This is a genomic window from Yinghuangia seranimata (assembly GCF_029953285.1).
In the GTDB taxonomy this organism is placed as follows: domain Bacteria; phylum Actinomycetota; class Actinomycetes; order Streptomycetales; family Streptomycetaceae; genus Yinghuangia; species Yinghuangia seranimata.
Map to the genome: position 1 here is coordinate 106951 of NZ_JASAOI010000051.1, position 21092 is coordinate 128042.

The following is a 21092-nucleotide window of genomic DNA, read 5'->3' on the forward strand; positions in this document are numbered from 1 at the left end:
CCCCCGTCGCATCCCGACATGACGAATGAATAGTTGCCCGGACTTCACTGAGACGCTTCGGTCGTTGCCGTCTCAGACAAGTCCGGGCACCCCAGGTCACAGCCTCGTGCTGCCCGGACTTATTTGAGACCGGACAACGGCCATCGGGCGCTGTCAGACCCAGGCGATGACTCGCCGGACGAGCCCAGCCCTTCTCCAGGTGCTGCAAGCTCCGTTAGCTCAGCAACGCCTCTTCGGCTGGGCTCCGGGTGGGGTCCGCTGGAGGCGAGCCGGGTTGTGGCAGCAGGGCTGTGAGCATGCGCAGCAGCAGTCGGGCGGTGTCCTCGTTCAGTACCGGGTCGTGGTCGGGTAGTTCGATTTTTTGGGCGGGGTTTCCGGCATCGGTTCGTCCTTGGAGAAGGAGGAACGAAACGGCCGCGCCCGGACGTGGTCCGGGCGCGGCTGTTCACGAGCGCGGCTTGATGGTCAGCGGTTGGCGGGGCGGTGGTGCATGACGACGAGGTCGCCGAGGTCGGTGTCGGAGAACAGGATGGTCCGGCCGAGGACGGTGCAGGGGATGTCGCCGGCGGCGGCCTTGCGGCGCATCCAGCCGCCGCTGCGGCGCACGAGGGCGCCCGCCTCGTCGGGGGTGAGGAGCAGCGGCGTGCGGCTGTGGGTGCCGACCGCCGCGACGTCCGCGGTGGTGGTGTCGGTCTCGGTCCAGGTGGTGGTGGCGTCGGTGTGGGTCATGGTGGTGCCTTTCTCGGGTGAGGGTGTGCTGCGGTGGTGGTGCGTCCGCGGTGGTGCTGCGGTGTGGGGCAGTTCGATGGCGTGCGGCGGCGGCCGGGGCCGGCTGGTGTGGGGGCGGGCCCGGAGGCTGTGGCGCCACGGTGCTCGCGCGAGGTTCGAGGTGAGGAGGTTGCTCGCGCCGGACCGAGCGGTGTCAGCCGCCAGTTCACGCATGGCGTGGAGTGCTTGTCGGGGGACGACGCCGTTGCCGAGGGCGCGCAGTTGTGCGGTGCGCGGCAGGCCGGGGACGCCGGTGACCCAGCCGGGGTCGGTGGGCAGGCCCATCATCCATTCGACGAAGGCGGGGTTGAGCCGGGGCTTGCCTCGGGGACCGGGGTGGACGGGGTGCGGCGGCTGTCGGCCGAGGAGGGTGGTCCAGCGGGTGACGGCTTGGTCGTATGGGCCCCAGTCCCACATGGGTTGGCCGGAGTGGCATGGCGTGTGCGGGGTTTCGGGGGTTCGGGGGTCAGCGCCGAGTACAGGCCGCCGCGTTGGCGTGGTGAGCCCTTGGCGGCCTCGCTCGCGGTGGGTGTTGGCAGCAGGGCAGGCCGAGTCTCCCGGCGTGTGGGCCCGGATTCGGTGTCGTGACGGCGTGCGGGGATTGCCGCGCCGATCGTGTGTGGTGGCGGCGTGCGGGTCTGTCCGGGGGGCTCGCCGGTCAGTCGTTCGGGTGGGGTGTGGGGTCCCAGTGTTCGAGCTGGTCGGCCAGGTTCGGTCCGTGGCCGGCGGTGCGGCGTTTGGCGGGTGGCTGGCTGCCGCCGCACACGCCGAGGTTCGCCGTCGGGGTGAGCAGCAGGTTCCGTGCGAAAGGGTTGCCTCCCGGTGGGGCAGGTGCGGGTGCGCGCCGGCGGTGCAGTGACGTGACCGGAGGCGATCGCGGTGATGACGGTAGGCAGGTCCTCGCGCAGTCCCGGCCCGAACGCGTCCCGGGCAAGCGGCGTCGGCAGCCTGCGGCAGGTGCGGTCCGGGCCACGCGCACAGGAACATCCGGTCGCGGCGGTGCGGCGCCCCGATGTCGCTCGCGCGTACGCTCGTCCACTGCGCGTCATACCGCGCTTGGGCCAGTCCGGCGAGGACGGTGTCGAGTCCCCGTCGTCGGAGTGCTGCGACGTTCTCCACGACGAGGAGCCCGGGTCGAAGCTGGCGAACGGCGTCCAGGACGGCGAACCACAGTCCGCTGCGGTTTCCACGTTCGATCCCTTCCCGTGATCCGGCGAGTGAGATGTCCTGGCAGGGGAACCCCGCGGTGAGGATGTCGACCGGGGCCGTGGCGGCGAGGTGCTGCCAGTCGACGGCGCGGATGTCGCCGAGGTTCGGAACTCCGGGGAAGCGTGCGGCGATCACGGCGGCGATGTGCTTGTCGTCGTCGGCGCACCAGGCCCATGTCGCGGTCGGGAACAGTGCGGCGACCGCGAGGTCCAGGCCCCCGTACCCGGTGCAGAGCGAGCCGACTTGGAGCGGCCGGTCGGTGCGGCGCACCAGGCGCCGCGCGGTGCGGGCGTTCATCGCGGTGCCGCCCGACTGAGTACGCGCTGAACACCCTGGGATTCGCGGGAACTTCCGGGCTTCTGCGGGCGGCGGAAGACGAGGACGTCTTCGTGTGTAATGAGGGCCTGGGGTTGTCCGGCGTCGCGGGCTTTCCGGGCGTTGTGCAGGGCGAAGAACGACGGGCGGGCAACGAGTCGGCTGTCGCGGATGCCGGCGAGGAGGGCGACGCACCGTTCCTCGAACTCGAGTCCCGCGTCGGGGCCGCGGGCGGCGACCATGCCGGGCAGGTCGACCAGTTCGCCGCCGCGACGCCACGGCCGGGTGGTCACCACGACCCGGCCTCCGGGCCGCAGGACGGCGGCGCATCCGGCGAGGATCGCGGTGAATCCGTCCAGCAGCCGTGCGAGGGGCTGGTGGGCGAGGTTGGCCTTGTCGGTGCCGTAGGTCCAGTCGAACTTGTGCACCCCGGCCTCCCCGCTGTCTCGGGTGGAGGTGACCCGTCCGTGGACGGACGCCCCGTACGGCGGCGAGGTGACCACTAGCGCGAACAGGCCGTGGAGTTCCGGGGGGATCACCTCGGCGAGGTGGCGGGCGTCACCGACCAGCACCCGGCCGCTGCCGAGCGCTCCTTGGCGGCCGGCGAGGGCGAGGTTCGCGCGGGCAACCTGCGCCCACCGGGCCTCGTACTCCACACCGAGGGCGTGGCGGCCGGCGTGGGCGGCTTCGACGAGGGTCGTGCCCGTGCCGCACATCGGGTCCAGGACCCGGTCACCGGGGCGGGTGTAGGCGTCGACGGCGTGGGCGGCGATCGCGGGGAGCATCTTGGCGGGGTGGGCCATCGATCCGGGGGTGTACCGGCCGCGGCGCTGCGCGGCAGACGACTGCTGCGCGGTCGCCCACACCGACCAACGACCGCCGGCCGGACGCCCCGTCACCGGCCTGTTCCTGACGGTGTGTCGGGCAGGGGCGTGCGGAAGACGAGCAGGTCGGTGTGGACCGGCACGTGCACGGGTCGGCCGGTGCGGCCTGTGGTGGGCGGGGCGTCGCCGGGGTGGGGGACGATGCGGTCACCGTCGGCGTGGCCGTTGACCGCGATCAGGTGCTGCACGTAGGCGAGTCCGAGGGCAACGGCAGCGCGGACCAGCGGCCCGCACACTTCCTCGGCGCCGTCGGGGTCGTAGGCGGTGACCGCGAACACGTACCCGCCGGGCGTGAGGTTCTCGGCGGCGGCGTGGAGCACGGCCACTGCGTGGGTGTCCGCCGGGAGGCCGGCGGTGGTCAGGTCGACGACGATCCCGGCCGCCAGGCCGCTCCAGCGAGGCGGGACCAGGGGCCCGGCATTGGGCGGGCGCCACAGCCGCAGCTGCGCGTGAGGGCCGGCGAGGGGGGTGGTGTAGAGGTCGGCGAGGCGGGTCAGGACCCAGCTCGGCAACGCGAACGCGTCGCGTGCGACAGCGGGTTGCCTGGTCCGGCTGCTGTGGCCGGGGCGGGGGGCGAGCCAGACGGTGACGGGCACATCAAGCCGGTCGTCGGGCTCGGGCGGGTCGGGAGTGGCGGTGGGGTGGGGCATGAGCGGGTCGGCACCAGAGGGCCGTCCGGTTTCGCGCTGACGCCCGTTACGGAGAATCCGCGGACCGGAAACGACACGGGGCACCGCACGAATGAGCGCGCGACCACGGAATCCGGCCGCCGTGGTGACACGGCCTGAAGCGCCGCCACAGGTCCCGTCCGGGCGCGGCCCGGCTGCGCCAGCGCGGTCCGCTAACCGACGGGCGCGGGAGGCGTCGCCCGGCGAACCCGACCGGATTTCATGCTCCGTCGTGTCACCGGCCCCTGCCAGGCGAGCGGCACAGACGGTGGGGACGGCTCGCCGACGAGCCGGACGGCAGGGGCCCGGGCTGGCCGGTCACCGGCCTGGCCGACGAACGGTGCGACGGGCGCGGATGCACGGAACGGGCGAGCCACGTGCGAGGGCAGGGCAAGCGAGGGGCGAGGGGCCGGCGAGGTTGTGGGCGGGGACCGGCGAGGCGGTGGCGGGGGCAGGTGGCCGCCTGGGACTCCGATCCGCTGCTCGTGGGAGGAGTCCCGGTCATGCCCTCTGCCGTGCCTGACACTTCATCGCAGCTGTCCGTCTGGGACGGGGTGGCGCCCTGGCCGCCGTTCGCGCATGTGGAAGCCGCGTTCACGGCGCTGGCCGCCGATCCCGTGCCGCTCGTCCTCGTCGTGGACGGCACGAACATGCCGCTCGGGGTGCTGGCAGCGCGGGGACTGCTACCGGGGCGGGCGGAGACGCCGGCTGAGTGGGCGGACCGTGTGTGGGCCGAGATCCTGCGGCAGGTGCGCGCGGGACGGACGGTGTGGGGGGTGGCCGCGGCCGGGCTGGCACTGCCGGGTCTGCGCCGCATCGAGCGCCGCTTCGGGCGCCTCGCGGCGGACGACCGCGACGACGTCCAGCAGGAACTCCTGGCCGCGTTCCTGGCCGCGCTGCACGCCGTCGACGCCGATGCGCCGCAGGTCGCGCGCAGCCTGCTGCGCGTCGCCGACCGGGCGGGCCATGCCTGGGCGTACCGGCACCGGGCCCGTGCCGTCGCCGAACGCCTCGGCCAGACCGACGCGTTCGCTGGTGGCAGCGTAAGCTCAGGGACACTCGCGGGCGCAGCGCCCGTGGGGCATCCCGACCTGGTCCTGGCCCGTGCGGTCCGCGCCGGGGTCCTCGACGAAGCCGAGGGCGAGTTGATCGGCACCACCCGGCTCGGCTCGGACTCCTGTGCGCAATTGGCCTCGGTGTCCGGGACGACGCCCAGGATGCTGCAGCGACGCCGGCGACGTGCAGAGGAACGCCTGGCCGACGCGCTGCGCGGCCACCGCGTCTGACCAATCAAGTCGGCGACTGGCCCGAGGAATTGGCGGCCCGCCTGTCGTTTCCGGCACGGAAATCCTCCGTAACAGGTGACCGGCCCTGCCCGAGGCTCCCGCCCCGCGGCCGGTCGCCTGTCGGTGCCGGGCCTTCACGGCTCGGCCGGGGGCGGGTGTCCGGCTCGCGCTGACACCCGAGCCCAGCCAGGCCGCCGCACCTCGCGAATGGAGGTCCGGCGCCCGAGGCCCCGCCCCCGACCCGAGACGGGATCCGGCACCGACGAGCCCTGCACCAACCGCACCCATGTCAGCCGATGGTCCGCACGGCCCCGGTCCGGGCCGCGTCGAGGAGGCCGATCCCATGCCCCGCAAGCACCCCGCTCACCGCCGCGCGCCGACCGCCCGGCGTCGGCGCATCCGCGCCGTCCGCACGCTGTGGACGCCCCTGCCCGCCGGACTGCTGCTCGTCCTCGCCGACCCGAAGTACGCCTACGCGGTCAACACGATCCCGGTGGTGATCGCGAACACCCGCAACTGGATCACCGGGATCCTCGCCGCGACGGCGACCCTGTTCCTGACGATCGGCGGGCTGCGGTACCTGCTGGCCGGCGGCGATCCGGGCGAGGTGGAGAAGGCCAAGTCGGCGCTGAAGGCCGCCGGGATCGGCTACATGCTCGCCGTCCTCGCGCCGATCATCCTCCAGATCCTCCAAGGGTTCGTCGGCGACACCACGCCCGCCACCCCCGAAGCCCCCGCCAGCAGCCCTCCGCCCCAGCCCGCGTAGCGGAGTGCGGCATGTGCCGGAAACCGTCTACTGCGCGCAGCGCACTCGCCCGGGCCGCGTTGTGGGCCGCTGTGCTCGTCGCCGCCGCGGTGGTTCTCTTCGGCGGCGCATCCGCGCTCGCCGCACCGGCCGACGACGCGCACGGCACGAGCGTGCCGAGCCTGCTGCCGGCGGCGCCCGATCCCACACCGGGGCCCACGCCGACACCGACGCCTGGGACCCCGGCTCCCGGCGCGCCAGGGCCCGGGGGGACTCCGGGGCCGGGCACCGTGCCGTCGGACCCGAATACCAACACCCCAGTCACCCCAGCGTTCTTCAACCCGTTCAACCCCGGGGACTGGATCAACACGATCGGCGGCTGGCTGACCGGTTCCGGCGGGCTGGGTATGCCCGACATCTCCGGGCTGGTCGTGAGCGCGATCACGGCGCTGCTCGGAAAGATCGTGGAAGAGGCCGCCCAGCCGCTGCTGGACCTCCTCGGCAGCACCCTCCTCGCCACCCCCGACCCGGCGGCGAACCCGTCGATCCGCGCCGTGTGGATGACATCGCTGGGGATCACGGCGAGCCTGTACGGGCTGTTCATTGTCGCGGGCGGCGTCACCGTCATGGCGTACGAGTCCGTGCAGACCCGCCATGCCGCCAAGCAGATCGGGCCGCGCCTGGTCGTGGCCTTCCTCACCGCGGCGACGTCGCTGGAACTGATGCACTACGCGGTCGAGTTGTCCAACGCCGTCGCGCAGACCATCCTCGGACAAGGCGTCGACGGCGCCGGCATCGTCGCGAAACTGTTCAACCCCACAAGCGGCAGGCTGTTCTTCCTCATCCTGGTGATCGTTCAGTTCACCGTGCTCATCGCGGTCCTGCTCGGATTCATGGTCCGCGTCGCCGTGGTGATGCTCCTGGCCGCGTGCGCGCCACTTGCCATCGCCTGCCACGCCTCACCTGCCACCGACGGCCTCGCCCGGTTGTGGTGGCGGGCGTTCGGCGGCTGCCTGGCCATCCAGGTCGCCCAGGCCACCACGCTCATCGTCGGCATCCGGACCCTGTACGGGCAGACCAACGCCAGCCCGTTCGGGTTCCCCACCGCAGGCGGGATCGGCGCAGTCCTGGCCGGACTCACCCTCTTCTACATCCTGCTGAAGATCCCCAAGTGGGCGACCAGCGTCATCTTCCAAGCCGCGCCCCGCCGTTCCGGCGGTGGCATCGTCCGCACCGTGCTACGCGGGCTGCTGTACTGGCGGCTCGGGAGCCAAGCCGCCTCGTGGTGGCGGCAACGCCAGCCGGGCGCTGGCGGCGGACGGCCGCCCGGAGGCGGCCGCGGACCCCGTGGTGGCGGACGTGGACGCGGCCCCGGCTCGGGCCCGGTCCGCGGGGGTGGACCCGGCGGACGCGGCCGAGGACCTCGCGGGGGTGGCCCACGAGCCGGCCGTGCGCGCGGTCGCAGCGGCGGGACACCACATACGGCGCCGGTCCAGGCGGCAGCCGCAGGCCCCCGGGCGGCAGGGCCTGCCCCGGGCCCGACCGTGCAGCACCAAGCGGTATCGGCGCAGCCCGCGACGCCCGGTCAGGTGCAACAGCGAAGCCCAACACGCCGCACGCCCGCTGCGGGGCGCCCCCGCGGCGCCGTGACGGCGCCGCCGGCCGCACGCCAGGCGTCCGCTCCCGAGCCGCGGCAATCAGCTGCGTCGGCACGGCCAAGTCCGTCGGCTTCCACGCCAGCCGCGCACGGATCTGAGACCCGTGGCCGCCGCCAACCGCCCTTGCCCGGCGGCGCCGACGCAACGGCGCGAACGTCGGCCCCGCCGCGCTCAGCCGGCGCACCGGCTCGTCCGAATCCCCCTCCCACTGCCGTACCGCCTCTCTCCACGATCCCGGCGTCAACCTCCCGCGCAGGTCAAGGACCGCGTGGTCCTGCAGCGGCGTCACGCGCGCAGTCATCTCCCCCGCATCGGGTGCAACGCGGTGACGCGGCGCCCCCGCCGACCGGGGCGACGCCGGTTCCTGCGCGGCCCGCCCCGAGCGCCGGGAACAGGACGCGCCCGCACCCGCCCTCCACGTCGCCCCCGCCGTCGCGGCCCGCGCCGGCGGGGCCGACGTCGCCTGCCGCATCCCCGTCGGCCACACCGCCCCCTGTCACGTGGCCCCGTGACGAGCGAGACCGGCACGCGCGGCCCCGCACCGCCGCGCGCGCCCCGGCGCAGGCCCCCCGCCCACTGCCCGCAGCAGCTCCAGTGGAGCCGCCGCAGATCGAACGGCCCCCGCCGCGGCCGCCGCGCGCGACCGGCCGCCCGATCCGCCTCCACCTACCCCTGGACCCGACAGACACCCCGCCACCCACAGAAGGGAGTTGACCCGTGATGGCCCCGCCCCTGTACCCCGACGACGAGAACCCTCCTCCGGTCCGGATCCCGAAGATCGAGCAGGACGACCGCGTGCTCGGACCGCTCACCGTCCGCCAAGCCCTCTGGCTCACCGCCGTGTTCCTCCTCCTGTGGGTCGGCTGGCTACTGGCCCGAAGCCGGGTCCCCGGGATTGTGTACCTCGCGTGTGCGGTGCCAATCGCGGCGTTGGGCGCGGTCGCGGCGCTGGTCTCCCGCGACGGAATGCACCTGGACCAGATGCTCGTTGCCGCGCTGCGGCACGCCCGCGCCCCCAAACGCCTCGCCCCCGCCCCGGACCGCCCCAGTTCGTACCCGGACTGGCTCGACCCCGCCTGGTCGGATGCGGCAGGCCCGGATCCGGCGCCGCTGGCGCTGCCTGTCGAGGACATGGACGACACCGGCGTCCTACGCCTGGGCAAGGACGGGATGTGCGCGCTCGCGGTCTGCTCCACGGTCAACTTCGCGCTCCGCACCGGCCCCGAACAAGCCTCCCTGACAGGGGCGTTCGCCCGGTTCCTGAACGCGGCCACCGGCCCAGTACAAATCCTCGTCGCCGCCCGGCCCGTCGACCTCACCGAGCACGTCGCCCGGCTCCAGCACGCCGCCGGCGGCCTGCCCCACCCCGCGCTGGAGGAAGCGGCGCTCGCGCACGCCGACTTCCTCGACCGCCTCGTCGAGGGACGCGACTTGCTGGAGCGGCGGATCCTCCTGGCCGTACGCGAACCCGGCCGCACCGCGGCGACAGCCGATCGCGCCGCAGCCCGCGCCGCCGAATCGGCCCGCGCACTGGCCCCAGCCGACCTGACCGTGCACCCCCTCGACGCGCAATCGGCCGCTGTCGCGCTCGCCACCGCACTCAACCCCGACGCGGCCCTGGCGGGTCGGCATGGGCAGGCTCCGGGGAGGGCGTTGTGACCTGGCAACGGCTCATTCTCCGAGGCTGGTTCGGGCGCCGCTCTGCGGACTCGAGCGACGACAGCGGCCCCCACCCCGGACTTGCTGGGTGGCTTGGCCCAGACGCGGTGGAGGTCCGGCCCCGGTTCGTCGCCGTCGGGGATCAGCTCGCCGCCACCCTCGTCGTCACCGGCTACCCCGCCGAAGTCTCACCCGGCTGGCTGGAGCCGCTGCTGTCCTACCCCGGCCGCGTCGACGTCGCCCTCCACATCGATCCCGTCCCGGTGCCGGTCGCCGTGCAGCGGCTGCGCCGCCAGCGCGCCCGCCTGGAATCCACGCGGCGCGTCGAGTACGGGCGCGGCAAGCTCGACGACCCCGAGACCGAAGCCGCCGCAGCCGACGCCGCGGACCTGGCGTACCGGGTCGCCCGGGGCGAGGGGAAGCTGTTCTCCGTCGGCCTGTACATCACCGTCCACACCGACGACGAGCACACGCTCGCCGAGGAGTTGGCGTCGGTACGGGCGGTCGCCGAGTCGATACTGCTGCGCGTCGCCCCGGCGACGTTCCGCGCGCTGCGCGGGTGGCTGACCACGCTCCCGTTCGGCCTCGACCTGCTGGGTGTGCGGCGCACTTTCGACACCCAGGCCCTGGCCGCGTGCTTCCCGTTCGCCAGCCCCGACCTGCCCCCGGCCGACCCGGTCGCCGGCGGGGTGACCGAATCTGCGGTGCTGTACGGCGCGAACACCGCGTCCACGTCGCTGGTGCTGTGGGACCGGTTCGCCGCCGACAACCACAACTCCGTCACGCTCGCCCGGTCCGGTGCGGGCAAGTCCTATCTGACGAAACTCGACCTGCTGCGCTCCCTCTACCAGGGGGTCGACGCGCTGGTGGTCGACCCGGAAGGCGAGTACACCCGTCTCGCCGACGCGGTCGGCGGCACGGTCGTCCGGGTCGGCGCACCGGGGGTCCGGCTCAACCCGTTCGACCTGCCGGACGCGGCGACCGCGGGAGCGGACGCGCTGACGCGGCGGGCGCTGTTCGCGCACACGCTGTTGTCCGTGCTGCTCGGCGGCGACGTCACCGCAGTCGAGCGCGCGGTCCTGGACACGGCGATCCTCGCCGCGTACCGGGCGTCGGGCATCACGGCGGACCCGCGCACGTGGTCACGTCCGGCGCCACTGCTGGGCGACCTGCAAGCCGCCCTGGACGAGTACGGCACCGACCTCGCCTACGACCTGGCGGCGCGCCTTGCACCGTTCACCACCGGGTCGTGGGCAGGCCTGTTCGACGGCCCCACCACGGCCCGCCCGCAAGGACACCTGGTGGTGTTCGACCTGCGGGACCTGGCCGACGAGTTGAAGACGGCCGGCATGCTGCTCACCCTCGACGCGATCTGGGGGCAGGTCGACAACCCGCGCGACCGCAAGCGGCGCCTGGTGGTCGTCGACGAGGCGTGGCGGCTGATGCGCGACGGCGAAGGAGCGAAGTTCCTGTTCCGCATGTCGAAGGCCGCCCGCAAACGGCAGGCGGGGCTCGCGGTGGTCACCCAGGACGCCGCCGACGTGCTGGGCACCGAACTCGGACAGGCGGTCGTCGCGAACGCCGCCACCCAGATCCTCATGCGCCAGGCCCCCCAGGCCATCGGCGCCGTCGCCGACGCGTTCGGACTCTCCGCAGGGGAAGCCGAGTTCCTCCTCGCCGCGCCACGCGGGGAAGGGCTGCTGCTCGCCGGATCCCACCGGGTCTCCTTCGCCGCGCTCGCCTCCGACGCCGAGGACGCGCTGTGCCAGGGACTCGAGACCGCAGCCTCCGAACCCGGAGCCGACCTCGCCGCCGGTGACCAGGACGACGACCCCTCAGTGCCGATACCGCTCTGACCCGCAGGAGTGCCCCGCCATGCCGTACCACCACGAACCGAGCACTGCTGGCTTGGCGTTCGCCTCCGACCCGTCCGGCGGGCCGCTCGGCCGGTTCCTCACCGACCCGAACGCGCTGTGGGCCACGCTCGGCCGCGCCCTCGCCTGGATCGCGGGCACCTGGCCCTGGTCGACACCCGCCCTCGTCGCCGCGACGGTGGGCGCCGCGACGGCCCGCGCCCGCATCAGAGACCGCCGCGCCCGACGCCTCGCCGCCGACGCGCGGTGCGTCACCGTCCTCGCACCCCCCAAAGTCGAGCCCGCAGGCGGCGCCATGCTGTGGGCACAACTCGCGGGACTTGCCCGACCGTGGTGGCGGCGATGGCGCGAGGGCCAGCCCCACCTCGCCTTCGAATACGCCTTCGCCCCCAGCGGGCTGACCGTGCGGTTGTGGCTGGCCGCGTCAGTGCCGACGACGTTGGTGCGGCGCGCCGTGGACGCGGCCTGGCCCGGCGCTCACACCCGCATCGAACCCGCCAGCCCCGTGTGCCCGCCCGGCCACGCCGTCGAAGCAGGCGCGCTCCGTCTCGCCCGGCCCGACGTCCTGCCGCTGCGCACCGACCACCCCGCCGACCCCCTGCGGCCCCTGCTCCAAGCCGCCACCGGCCTGGCCCAGGACGAGACCGCCCTCGTCCAGGTCCTCGCCCGGCCGGCCGTCGGCGCCCGGCTGCGGCGCGCCCGACGCGCCGCCCGCCGCGTCAAAGCCGGACACTCCCCGAACCGGCTCCGCGCGCTTGCCGCATGGCTGCTCCATGCCACCTCACCCGCCGCGACCACCAAACTCGACCCCGCCCACGCCGCCGAACTCCGCCAACTCGTCGCCAAATCCGCCGGGCCCCAATGGGAAGTCGCGATCCGCTACGCCGCCACCCACCCCGCACCTGCCGCCGACACGGCAGACAACGGCGCGCAGGCTGACGGCGGCGCGGTCACCCTCCTCAAGGACCGCACTTCCGGCCCGCTCAACGGTGCCCCCGTGCGGCCACTCCTGCGTGCTCGCGCGCACGCCTTGGCCACCGCGATGTCGGTGTTCGCCGAACGCAACTGGCTCACCCGCACCCGCCTGCGGAGCCCCGCCCGCGTCCTGGACGAACGCCGCTTCGCCCGACGGGGCTTCCTGCTATCTGTGCCGGAACTGGCCGCGCTCGCGCACCTGCCACTGGACCCGGACGCGCCCGGCATCGCGCGGGCCGGAGCCCGCGCCGTCATCCCGCCGTCCCAGATCCCCGTCCCCGGCAACGGGGTGAAGCCTCTCGGGTATGCGGACACCGGGCACCCCCGCGCCGTCGGCGTGCGCACCGCGGATGCCCGCCACCACCTCCACGTCGTCGGTGCCACCGGCTCGGGGAAGTCCACGCTGCTCGGCCACCTCATCCTCGACGACGCCGCAGCAGGCCGCGGCGCGATCGTCATCGACCCCAAAGGCGACCTCGTCACCGAACTCCTTGCCCGCCTGCCCGCATCCGCGGCCGACCGGCTCGTCGTCCTGGACCCCGACGACCCGCGCACTCCCCCGCGTATGAACGTCCTGGACACCCACGGTGCGAACGTCGACATGGTGGTCGACAACATCACCGGCGTCTTCCGCCGGATCTTCCCCGCGTTCTGGGGACCGCGCACCGACGACGTCATGCGCGCCGCCTGCCTCACCCTGCTTCGCACCGGCCCGCACACCCCGCCCGCCACCCTCGCGGACGTCCCCCGCCTCCTCGACCAACAGGCCTACCGCCGCCGCACCGTCGCCCGCCTCGACCCGACGGACAGCGTCCTGCGCGGGTTCTGGACCTGGTACGAGCAACTCTCCGACCCCGCCCGCGCCCAGGTCACCGGCCCGCTCATGAACAAGCTCCGCGCCTTCCTGCTGCGCTCCTTCGTCCACCAGACCGTCGCCGCAGGCGAATCCAGCTTCGACTTCTCCACCGCGCTCGACGGCGGGATCGTGCTCGCCCGGCTGCCCAAGGGCGTCCTCGGCGAGGAAACCGTCCGCCTCCTCGGCTCGTTCGTCGTCGCCAAGACCTGGCAGGCCGCCGCCGCCCGCGCCCACACCCGCGAAACAGAGCGCCGCGACGCGAGCCTGTACGTCGACGAGTGCCACAACTTCCTCACCCTGCCGTACCCGCTCGAAGACATGCTCGCCGAAGCCCGCGGCTACCGGCTCGGACTCGTCCTCGCCCACCAGCACCTCGCCCAACTCACCGCGGACCTGCGCGAGGGCATCTCGGCCAACGCCCGCAACAAGGTCTACTTCACCGCCTCACCCGAAGACGCCCACGCCCTCCAGCAGCACACCCGCCCCACCCTCACCGAACACGACCTCGCCCACCTCGGCGGCTACCAGGCAGCCGCACGCCTCTTGGTCGGCGGCGCGGAGACCACCGCGTTCACGCTGACCACCCGCCCCCTGCCGCCCGCCGTCCCAGGCCGCACCCGCCTGCTCCGCGACGCCGCCCACCACCACGCCGGCCCCCGCACCCGGCCCACAACGCCACGCCCCGGCCCGCCGCCGGTGCCCTGACTGATGCCGGAGGGAGACCGTCGTGCCCGCGCACGCCCGCACCGCCGCGGCGCAACTGGCCGCCCGGCTCACCGCGCGCGACTGGTGGCTCATCGAGATGCTCCACACCCATCGCGTGCTGACCACCACCCAGGTCCTCCGGCTCGCCTACACGGCCCGCCGCACCGCCACCGCCCGCCTTGCCAGGCTGGCCACCTACGGCGTGATCGACACGTTCCGCCCGCTCAAGGAGACCGGGTCCGCGCCCGCCCACCTGGTCCTCGGCCCCACCGGGGCCGCAGCGCTCGCCGCCCGCCGCGCCACGACCGTCCGTGAACTGCCCTGGCGTGCCTACGACGCGGCCCGCATCGCGCACTCCGCGCAGCTCGCGCACAACGTCGGCGCAAACGAGGTCATGGTCCGCCTTGCCGCTGAACACCGCACCCGGCCGGACCGCGAACTGCGCCTCTGGCTCCCCGCCCACGCCTGCACACAGCTGTGGGGCGACTGGATCCGCCCCGACGCCTACGGCCTCCACCACGACTCAGAGGACACCGACGAACCCCGCCGAGCGCGGCCCGGTAACCGTGTACCCCGGCGTGCACCCGGCGCCGTACCCGAGGACCTCGCGGTCCACCCGGGTACACGGGTGACGGGGTTCTTCCTGGAGTACGACCGCGGCACCGAAACCGCCTGGCGCGTCGCCGCGAAACTCGTCGGGTACGCCGCCCACGCGAGCGGGACCGCCACCCGCACCCCGGTCCTCATCCACACCCCCGACCCGGTCCGCGAGCACCTCCTGCGCACCCGAATCGCCGACCACACGGCCGACCTCGACCTGCCCGTCGCCACCACCCACGCAGGCCTCACCCCCGCCGAACAGCCCCTCCACCTCGAACGGTTCGACCACGACAGGAGCCCCACCGCCGCCGACCCGGTCTGGCTCCCACTCCACCCCGCCACCCGGCACATCGCGTCAGGGGCACATCGCCTCCAACTCCGCGACCTTGCCGCATACTTCGGCGGCCTGGTCCCGGCCCTCGACCTCGCCGCCGCTGACAACGAACCCGGAGCGCCCGCACCCGACTGGCAGGCCGTCCCGCCCCTGCCACCGCCCGGTACCAGGGGGACGCGGTGAAGGCCCTGCGCGCCGCGCTGGGCGGATGCCTGGCCGCCGTCCTCGCCCTGCTCGCGATACTGGCGGTGATCATCGGCCTGATCCTCAAACTCGCGCTCCTGCCGCTCAGCATCCCGTTTGGCGGCACTGGCGGCGGCAACGCGCTGGGCCCCAGCGCGTCCGCGCTCGCCGACATCCCGCCCGCCTACCTCGGCCTGTACCAGAACGCCGCGGCCACCTGCCCCGGACTGCCGTGGACCGTGCTCGCCGCGATCGGCAAAGTCGAATCCGACCACGGCCGCGACCGGGACCTCGTCTCCAGCGCCGGCGCGCTGGGTCCCATGCAGTTCATGCCCGCCACCTGGACCCAGTACGGCGCAGGCGGCAACGTGTGGAACCCGGCCGACGCCATACCCGCCGCAGCCCGCTACCTGTGCGCCAACGGCGCCCGCGACGGCAAGAACCTGCGCGGCGCGATCTTCGCGTACAACCACGCGAACTGGTACGTGGACAAAGTCCTCGACCAAGCAGCCGCCTACGCCGCACCCGCACCGAACAACCCCGTAGGGGCTCCGGTTTCGGCCGCGCAGGTAGCGATCGCGTTCGCCCGCGCACAGATCGGTACCCCGTACGTGTGGGGCGGCGACGGACCCGCCGAAGGCGGCTTCGACTGCTCCGGCCTGACCAAAGCCGCCTACGCCGCCGCCGGTATCACCATCCCCCGCGTCGCCCAGGACCAGTACGCCGCAGGCCCCAAACTGCCCTACAACGCCCCACTGCAACCCGGCGACCTCGTCTTCTACGGGACCGCGCGGAACATCCACCACGTCGGCCTCTACATCGGCGACGGCCTCATGATCGACGCCCCCTTCACCGGCGCCCTGGTCCGCACCGAACGGTTCCGCTGGCCCGGCGACGACTACTACGGCGCCACCCGGCCCGCCTCGCGGAGGTGAACATGGTGCCCGCAGCGATAACACCGCTACCGCATGGAGGCCCGCCCCGTCTGGCTCGCGGGGACCTCCACGTCACTGCCCACTCAACCCGTGGCAGGGCAGGCGAAAAGGCCGTACCTGTCTGGGATCTGAGCGATCCCCACGTACTCATTGACCGCGTACGGCGCCACCCCCGGCGCGGTGTTGCGGTCCGCACCCGTGCGGGCGTCCAGCACCACCGGGCCGTTCTCTGTGCGCCCGTACACCATGCCGTGCCACACCGTGGTGATCCTGGGGGAAAGCCGGCTCCCCATGCCTCCGGGGATCTCCCACAGGACGGCGCCGCTGATCGGGTCGAGGGCGAACGACCAGCCACTGGAGAGTGCTTCGTGGCAGACGAGGACGGCAGCCCGGTCGTACTGGCAGTCCATGCGCGGCTGCGTGGCGTTCTGGGGAGGATTCGCGACAGGAACCAGGGCGCCGGTCGCAGTGTCGACCAGGGTGAAGTACCTGCTGCCGCGGTCCGGGCGGACCAGGGCGGCGATCCGCGTCGGCCCGGCGTAGAACACCTGGTGGTCGCCGACGTCGCGGGACGCCCACCGTTCGGTACCGGTCTCCAGATCCAGCCCGAGGAGCCGGTAGGGCGCGCCGCCGCCGGCAGCGGCCGGCACGTCTCCGACCACCACGGGCCCCGCGACCACAGGCGTCCGCAACCCGTCGCGGTGCCAGAGCACTTGTTGGCTCAGGATGTTCAACGCGTACACGCCGCTGCGCCCGTCGCCGAGCACAACGGTCGTGCCGTAGGAGCCGATCACCGTGGCAAACTCGCGGTAGGCGGTCGCCATCCGGGTGTACTCGACCGGTGTCGTCCGCGGCAGATCGATGACCGCCACCCAGACCGTGGCACCCGTTGCCGTATCGACGGCGTGCAGTTCGACGGCGTCGTGGCCTGGCGTCGTCCCTTGCCCGGGAACCGCGACGGTGAACGGCACCAGCACGGTCGGCCGGTCTGCAGCGCTGACGAGGACGGGCGGGCGGATCGTGTTGTTGCCCGCGAACTGGTCCTGGTACAGGAACGGCGGGCGCTGGGGGCGCACCGTCGCGGTGGTCCGGCCGGTGCCGGTGTCGACGACGTCCATCCGGTCCGCGCCCGCGATGTACGCGGTCGTCCCGTACAGCAGCACCGGGAACGGCCCATAGGCGTCGCCCTGGCCGTTGACCTGTCCGCCGGACGTGCCGGGCGGCATTACCGGACCGGCGGCCTGGAACGCGACCGGGGGATCGTAGGCCTTCCGCGACGGCGGTGCGGATGCGCCCGCACCTGGGCCGGCCGCCGACGGCGCCGAACCGGCCGGCGGCGCGGGCGCCTTGCCTGGGCTGGTGCACCCGGCCGCCAGCAGCACCGCTGCTGCGGCTATCAGTGCCCGTGTCCCGCGCAGTGCCGTGCGACGTGCCATGTGCGCCCCCGTTGCATCCCCGTGCAGTCGGCTTCGCGGCCGCTGCGTGCACGCGCCAGCGTACCGACGCGGGACCAGCGAACCGCTCCACCGAGCGCCTTGCCCACGCGCCTCGTGTGCGCGGCGGTCCGCCGACGCGTCCGTCGCCTACCGGGTGGACGAGGTCCCCTGGGTGCGAGCGGCCGCACGCCGCGAATCAGCCGGAACCGATGACCGCCATGGACACCCATCGCACGCCACCGCGGCATCCGCCAGCCGGATCGGGCGCCGAACCTCTCGACGAGGCACGGGTATTGCTGCGGACACTCACGCGTTCGCTCGCCGCCGTCGCAGTCCTTGCGCTCACGTTCACCGCCGTCAACGTCACCCGCCTCGCCGTCCGCCACGGCGTCCCCTGGCCGACCGCACTGCTGCTCGACCCGATGCTCGCCCTCGCGCTCGGCACCTGCCTCACCGTGGATGCCCGCCTCGCCGAACTCGGCGCCACCCCACCGGCATGGGCCGTCGCCCTGCGCTGGTTCGCCGGCCTCGCCGCGTGGGCCCTCAACATCTGGGAATCCGTCTGGCCCACGTCGCCCGGCGCGACCGGCGGCATACCCGAGAACGCCGACCCGACCGGCATCACCCTCCACTCGATCCCGCCCGCACTCCTCGTCCTGGTCTCCGAAGCGGTCGCCGCGTACCGCCGCCGCATCCGCCACCTCCTCCACGAACCCGCCACCGGGACCGGGACAGCGGACACGGCCGATGTACCCGCCGCCCCAGGCGCACACCAGGTGCACCCGGTCCGACCGGGTACATCCGGGCCGAACGGACCCGACCCGGCCCAGCACATGCACCCGACCCGACCCGAAGAACCCCCGCCGCCCACAGCGGACCCGGCGGTCGTGCAGGGCCAGGTCCCGACGCCGGACCCGCCCACAGGCGCAGAGGCGGAGAAGGACCCGTTGTACCTGCCCGCGCGCGAGGTGGACCGCGCCTCCCGCGCGGCAACCGGGCGGCCGGCCGCCATCCGGACGCTGCGAGCGGAACTGCGGATCGGACAGGCCCGCGCCCGAGCCCTGCGCGACGCCCTCGACCTCGCCGCCGCCACCGACGTCCACGGAACAGCGGCCAAAGCGCCGAACGACACCGAGAGAACACCGACTTGACGCGAAGTGCGCTTCGGAGCGTCGATCGAGACAACCGCACGGGCCGTGAACATGCGACCCGAGCGGTCACCCCCGGCCGGGGAATCAATCGTGTCCACCAGTCCCGCCGTGCGCGGGCCCCTTTCAGGAAGCGATTCACCATGCCCAAGCCCTCACCCGAGCGCGCCCCGGCCGCGCCCGAACCCGCCGCCACCATCGCGGCGCCGCCGGTGTCCGACGACGGCACGCTGCCCGGCATCGCCCCCGACGCCCCGCCCGCGTTCCCGCCCGGAGCGGACGCCCTCGACCGCGTCCGCGCAGTACTCGCCGCCGCCCCCGAGCACGGGATGACCATCGCCGAGATCGCCGAGGCCGCCCACATCGCACGGACCACCACCAGCAAGACCCTCGCCCGCCTCGCCGCCCACAAGGGCGCACGACGCGCGGCAGGCGGCTACATCGGAAGCAGCCGCCAGCCCGACCGCTGGCACCCGGTCCGCACGCCCGCCGAGCAACCCGGCCCCGAGACGCCGGACGCCCCCGACGAGCCCGCGCCCGCCGTCGGCGCGGCCGGGGTGATCTCGGACAGGGCGAACGAGCCAGCAGCCACGCCGGATTCGCCGGTGGCCGGGGACGCGGACCCGGGGGCTGCCGATGGCACCGAAGCCGACAACGGCCCCGACACGGGCCCGGCCGCCCCTGCCCCGCCCGACACCCCCGGCCCTGCCGCCGGGGCCGACGTCGGCCCCGACACGCCCCACGTCGCCCCCGACGTCGCCGATCCTGCCACCCCGCCGGCGCGGGCCACGACCGGCCGTGCTTCCGCCTCGGGCGGCGGCACGGCGGCCCGTTTGGGCGCGGGCGCGCTGCGGCAGCTGGTGCTCACACACCTGACCACCCACCCCGGCCAGGCGTTCACCCCCGGCGAGATCGGCCGGGCGCTGGGCGGCAGGTCCGCGGGCGCGGTCGCCAACGCCTGCGACAAGCTCACCGCCGAGAGCCGCGTGGAACTCACCTGCGAGAAGCCCCGCCGGTTCCGCGCCGTGCGTCCCACCGACGCGGCGGACAGCGTGAACAACGCCCCGACCAGCGCACAACCCTCGAACTGAGCCCCCAACACGGCGCTGCCCGCGTTCCCCCGGAGCGCGGGGAACACGGGCGGCACCGGTGCGCGCTCAGCGGGCGTTTGTCAATACCTGCGCGCCAACCCCAGCCCGCGACTGGTGCGCGGGCACGATGTCACGCTTGCACATGCAGCCGCGCGGCTGCATTATTGTGATAGGCAACCGAAAGGCTGCCTATCACAGGGGAGGACGATCATGGCCGATATCCGGCACCGTGTGGGCGTCTACGCCGCGCAGCAGAAGGTCTACGACACGGTGAGCACGCCCGAGGGGGTGTCGAAGTGGTGGATGCCCACGAGCGGTGACGCCGGGAGGGAACTTGAGTTCGGAGGCGGGGAGAAGCCCGTCCTGACCGTGCGGGTGGCCGAGCTCGTCGCGGATGAGCGGGTGGTGTGGGAATGCGTCGATGGTCCGGCCGAGTGGGTCGGCACCACCATCACGTTCGATATCTACCCCGGACCCGCGGCGGAAGAGACGGTCGTGAAGTTCACCCACGCGAACTGGCGTGAGCCGGTGGAGTTCATGCACCACTGCTCCACGCGGTGGGGGCAGTTCCTGTTCAGCCTGAAGAACGGGCTGGAGAACGGCGGCTGGCAGCCTGTCGCAGAGATGCCCCTCGCCAGCAGCTGGAACTGACCGCGCCCGTGGACGAGGTCTTCCGGGCCCTGGCCGATCCGACGCGGCGTCGGCTCCTGGACAGTCTCAACGCCCGCAATGGCCAGACGCTGCGGGAACTGTGCGCCGGATTGGACATGGCCCGGCAGTCCGTCAGCAAGCACCTGGCGATCCTGGAGCAGGCCACGCTGGTCACCGCGGTGTGGCAGGGGCGGGAGAAGATCCACTATCTCAACGCCGTTCCGATCAACGAGATCGCACAGCGATGGATCAACCGGTACGACCAGGCCCGCGTCGAGGCCCTGGCGGATCTGAAACAAGCCCTGGAAGGGACCCCTTTGGACGCCAGCGGCAACCCCGCATTCGTGTACACCACCTATATACGCACCACGCCGGAACGGTTGTGGCAGGCGCTGACAGAGCCCGCCTTCACCCGGCGGTACTGGGCCGGACACACCTTCGAGTCGGACTGGCGGCCCGGCTCGACCATCGTCGTGACGACAGGCGACGGCCGCATCGCCGATGACCCGGACCAGGTCGTCCTGGAATCCGACCCGTTTCGCCGCCTCGCCTACACCTGGCACAACAAGACGACGTGCGATGGGGGGACACCCGAGCCGCGTTCCAAGGTGGCCTTCCACCTGGAAGACATCGGCGGCTTGGTGAAACTCACCGTCATCCACGACGGCTTCATGCCGGGCAGCAAGGTACTGGAGAGCATCAGCCGCGGCTGGCCGCGTGTCCTCGCCGATCTCAAGACCCTGCTGGAAGTGGGCGATCCGGCTCCATTGACCATGGACAGTGGTGACGGCGACGCACCTTGACGATCTTGCTCATGGGGGCGACCTCGTGGCTTGGTGCGTCACCACAACATGCACACCAGCAACGAATCGCCGAACGCGCTGGCATGGGCGACGCCGCACAAGTACTTCCCCGACCTTCCGCCCGTCCTCACCGCTTGGTGTGAACGCCAGGCCAAGGGACATCTCGCCCAGTTGGCCGCCGTCGACCCGGCCGACCCGCCCACGGAACCGGGCGGCTGACGATTCGTCAGCCCCCCCGCCCCCGCGCGCCCCCCCCCGCCCCCCCGCGCCCCCCCCCCCCGCCCCCCCGGTGTCGACGCTCCAGTGGTC

The 21092-nt window shown here is 73.4% G+C and carries 17 protein-coding genes and 1 pseudogene; 13 read left to right on the top strand and 5 right to left on the bottom strand.

Annotated features, from left to right (window positions below):
• Positions 1-465: 465 nt before the first annotated feature.
• From QI554_RS30965 to QI554_RS30980, 4 genes and pseudogenes are all read right to left on the bottom strand, one after another.
• Positions 466-1185 (bottom strand): hypothetical protein, encoded by a 720-nt coding sequence (locus QI554_RS30965; RefSeq protein ID WP_281474618.1) that lies wholly within the window; start codon positions 1183-1185, stop codon positions 466-468.
• A gap of 567 nt (positions 1186-1752) precedes the next feature.
• Positions 1753-2274 (bottom strand): annotated as a pseudogene (locus QI554_RS30970) (DNA cytosine methyltransferase); the annotation flags it as partial.
• A complete protein-coding gene (locus QI554_RS30975; protein ID WP_281474585.1) occupies positions 2271-3191 on the bottom strand; it encodes a TRM11 family SAM-dependent methyltransferase in 921 nt (306 codons plus the stop codon). The gene QI554_RS30975 and the pseudogene QI554_RS30970, both read right to left, overlap by 4 nt.
• Positions 3188-3826 carry a hypothetical protein gene (locus QI554_RS30980; RefSeq protein WP_281474587.1) on the bottom strand — a complete coding sequence of 213 codons (639 nt, stop codon included), beginning with the start codon at positions 3824-3826 and terminating at the stop codon, positions 3188-3190. The genes QI554_RS30975 and QI554_RS30980 overlap by 4 nt, the downstream gene beginning before the upstream one ends.
• 521 nt (positions 3827-4347) lie before the next feature.
• Between QI554_RS30980 and QI554_RS30985 the strand changes: the two genes are divergently transcribed.
• From QI554_RS30985 to QI554_RS31020, 8 genes are all read left to right on the top strand, one after another.
• Positions 4348-5130, top strand: a complete 783-nt coding sequence (locus QI554_RS30985) for a hypothetical protein (protein ID WP_281474589.1) — start codon at positions 4348-4350, stop codon at positions 5128-5130.
• A 343-nt stretch (positions 5131-5473) separates the two neighbouring features.
• On the top strand, positions 5474-5896 hold the full coding sequence (locus QI554_RS30990; protein ID WP_281474590.1) for a pilin: 423 nt from the start codon (positions 5474-5476) through the stop codon (positions 5894-5896).
• A gap of 539 nt (positions 5897-6435) precedes the next feature.
• Complete coding sequence (locus tag QI554_RS43675; RefSeq protein ID WP_485131018.1) at positions 6436-8247, top strand: TrbL/VirB6 family protein; 1812 nt, start codon at positions 6436-6438, stop codon at positions 8245-8247.
• A 6-nt stretch (positions 8248-8253) separates the two neighbouring features.
• Positions 8254-9192 carry a PrgI family protein gene (locus QI554_RS31000; RefSeq protein WP_281474593.1) on the top strand — a complete coding sequence of 313 codons (939 nt, stop codon included), beginning with the start codon at positions 8254-8256 and terminating at the stop codon, positions 9190-9192.
• A gap of 107 nt (positions 9193-9299) precedes the next feature.
• Positions 9300-11048 (top strand): VirB4 family type IV secretion system protein, encoded by a 1749-nt coding sequence (locus QI554_RS31005; RefSeq protein ID WP_281474594.1) that lies wholly within the window; start codon positions 9300-9302, stop codon positions 11046-11048.
• Positions 11049-11067: 19 nt separating this feature from the next.
• Positions 11068-13602 carry a DUF8128 domain-containing protein gene (locus QI554_RS31010; protein ID WP_281474595.1) on the top strand — a complete coding sequence of 845 codons (2535 nt, stop codon included), beginning with the start codon at positions 11068-11070 and terminating at the stop codon, positions 13600-13602.
• Between the two features lie 22 nt (positions 13603-13624).
• Positions 13625-14719 (top strand): replication-relaxation family protein, encoded by a 1095-nt coding sequence (locus QI554_RS31015; RefSeq protein ID WP_281474596.1) that lies wholly within the window; start codon positions 13625-13627, stop codon positions 14717-14719.
• The gene (locus QI554_RS31020; RefSeq protein WP_281474597.1) at positions 14716-15654 is read left to right on the top strand and encodes a C40 family peptidase; all 939 of its coding nucleotides are present in this window, start codon (positions 14716-14718) and stop codon (positions 15652-15654) included. The genes QI554_RS31015 and QI554_RS31020 overlap by 4 nt, the downstream gene beginning before the upstream one ends.
• Before the next feature lie 83 nt (positions 15655-15737).
• On the opposite strand, the gene QI554_RS31025 is transcribed toward QI554_RS31020, so the two are convergent.
• A complete protein-coding gene (locus QI554_RS31025; RefSeq protein ID WP_281474599.1) occupies positions 15738-17090 on the bottom strand; it encodes an outer membrane protein assembly factor BamB family protein in 1353 nt (450 codons plus the stop codon).
• A gap of 293 nt (positions 17091-17383) precedes the next feature.
• On the opposite strand from QI554_RS31025, the gene QI554_RS31030 reads away from it, so the two are divergent.
• From QI554_RS31030 to QI554_RS31050, 5 genes are all read left to right on the top strand, one after another.
• Entirely contained in the window at positions 17384-18241 is an 858-nt protein-coding gene (locus tag QI554_RS31030; RefSeq protein ID WP_281474600.1) for a hypothetical protein, read from the top strand.
• Positions 18242-18381: 140 nt separating this feature from the next.
• A complete protein-coding gene (locus QI554_RS31035; protein WP_281474601.1) occupies positions 18382-19329 on the top strand; it encodes a hypothetical protein in 948 nt (315 codons plus the stop codon).
• 210 nt (positions 19330-19539) lie between these two features.
• Positions 19540-19980: an SRPBCC family protein gene (locus QI554_RS31040; protein WP_281474602.1), complete on the top strand. Its 441-nt coding sequence runs from the start codon at positions 19540-19542 to the stop codon at positions 19978-19980.
• Positions 19981-19988: 8 nt separating this feature from the next.
• Entirely contained in the window at positions 19989-20783 is a 795-nt protein-coding gene (locus QI554_RS31045) for an ArsR/SmtB family transcription factor (protein WP_281474603.1), read from the top strand.
• A 48-nt stretch (positions 20784-20831) separates the two neighbouring features.
• Complete coding sequence (locus QI554_RS31050; protein ID WP_281474604.1) at positions 20832-21002, top strand: hypothetical protein; 171 nt, start codon at positions 20832-20834, stop codon at positions 21000-21002.
• Positions 21003-21092 lie beyond the last annotated feature (90 nt).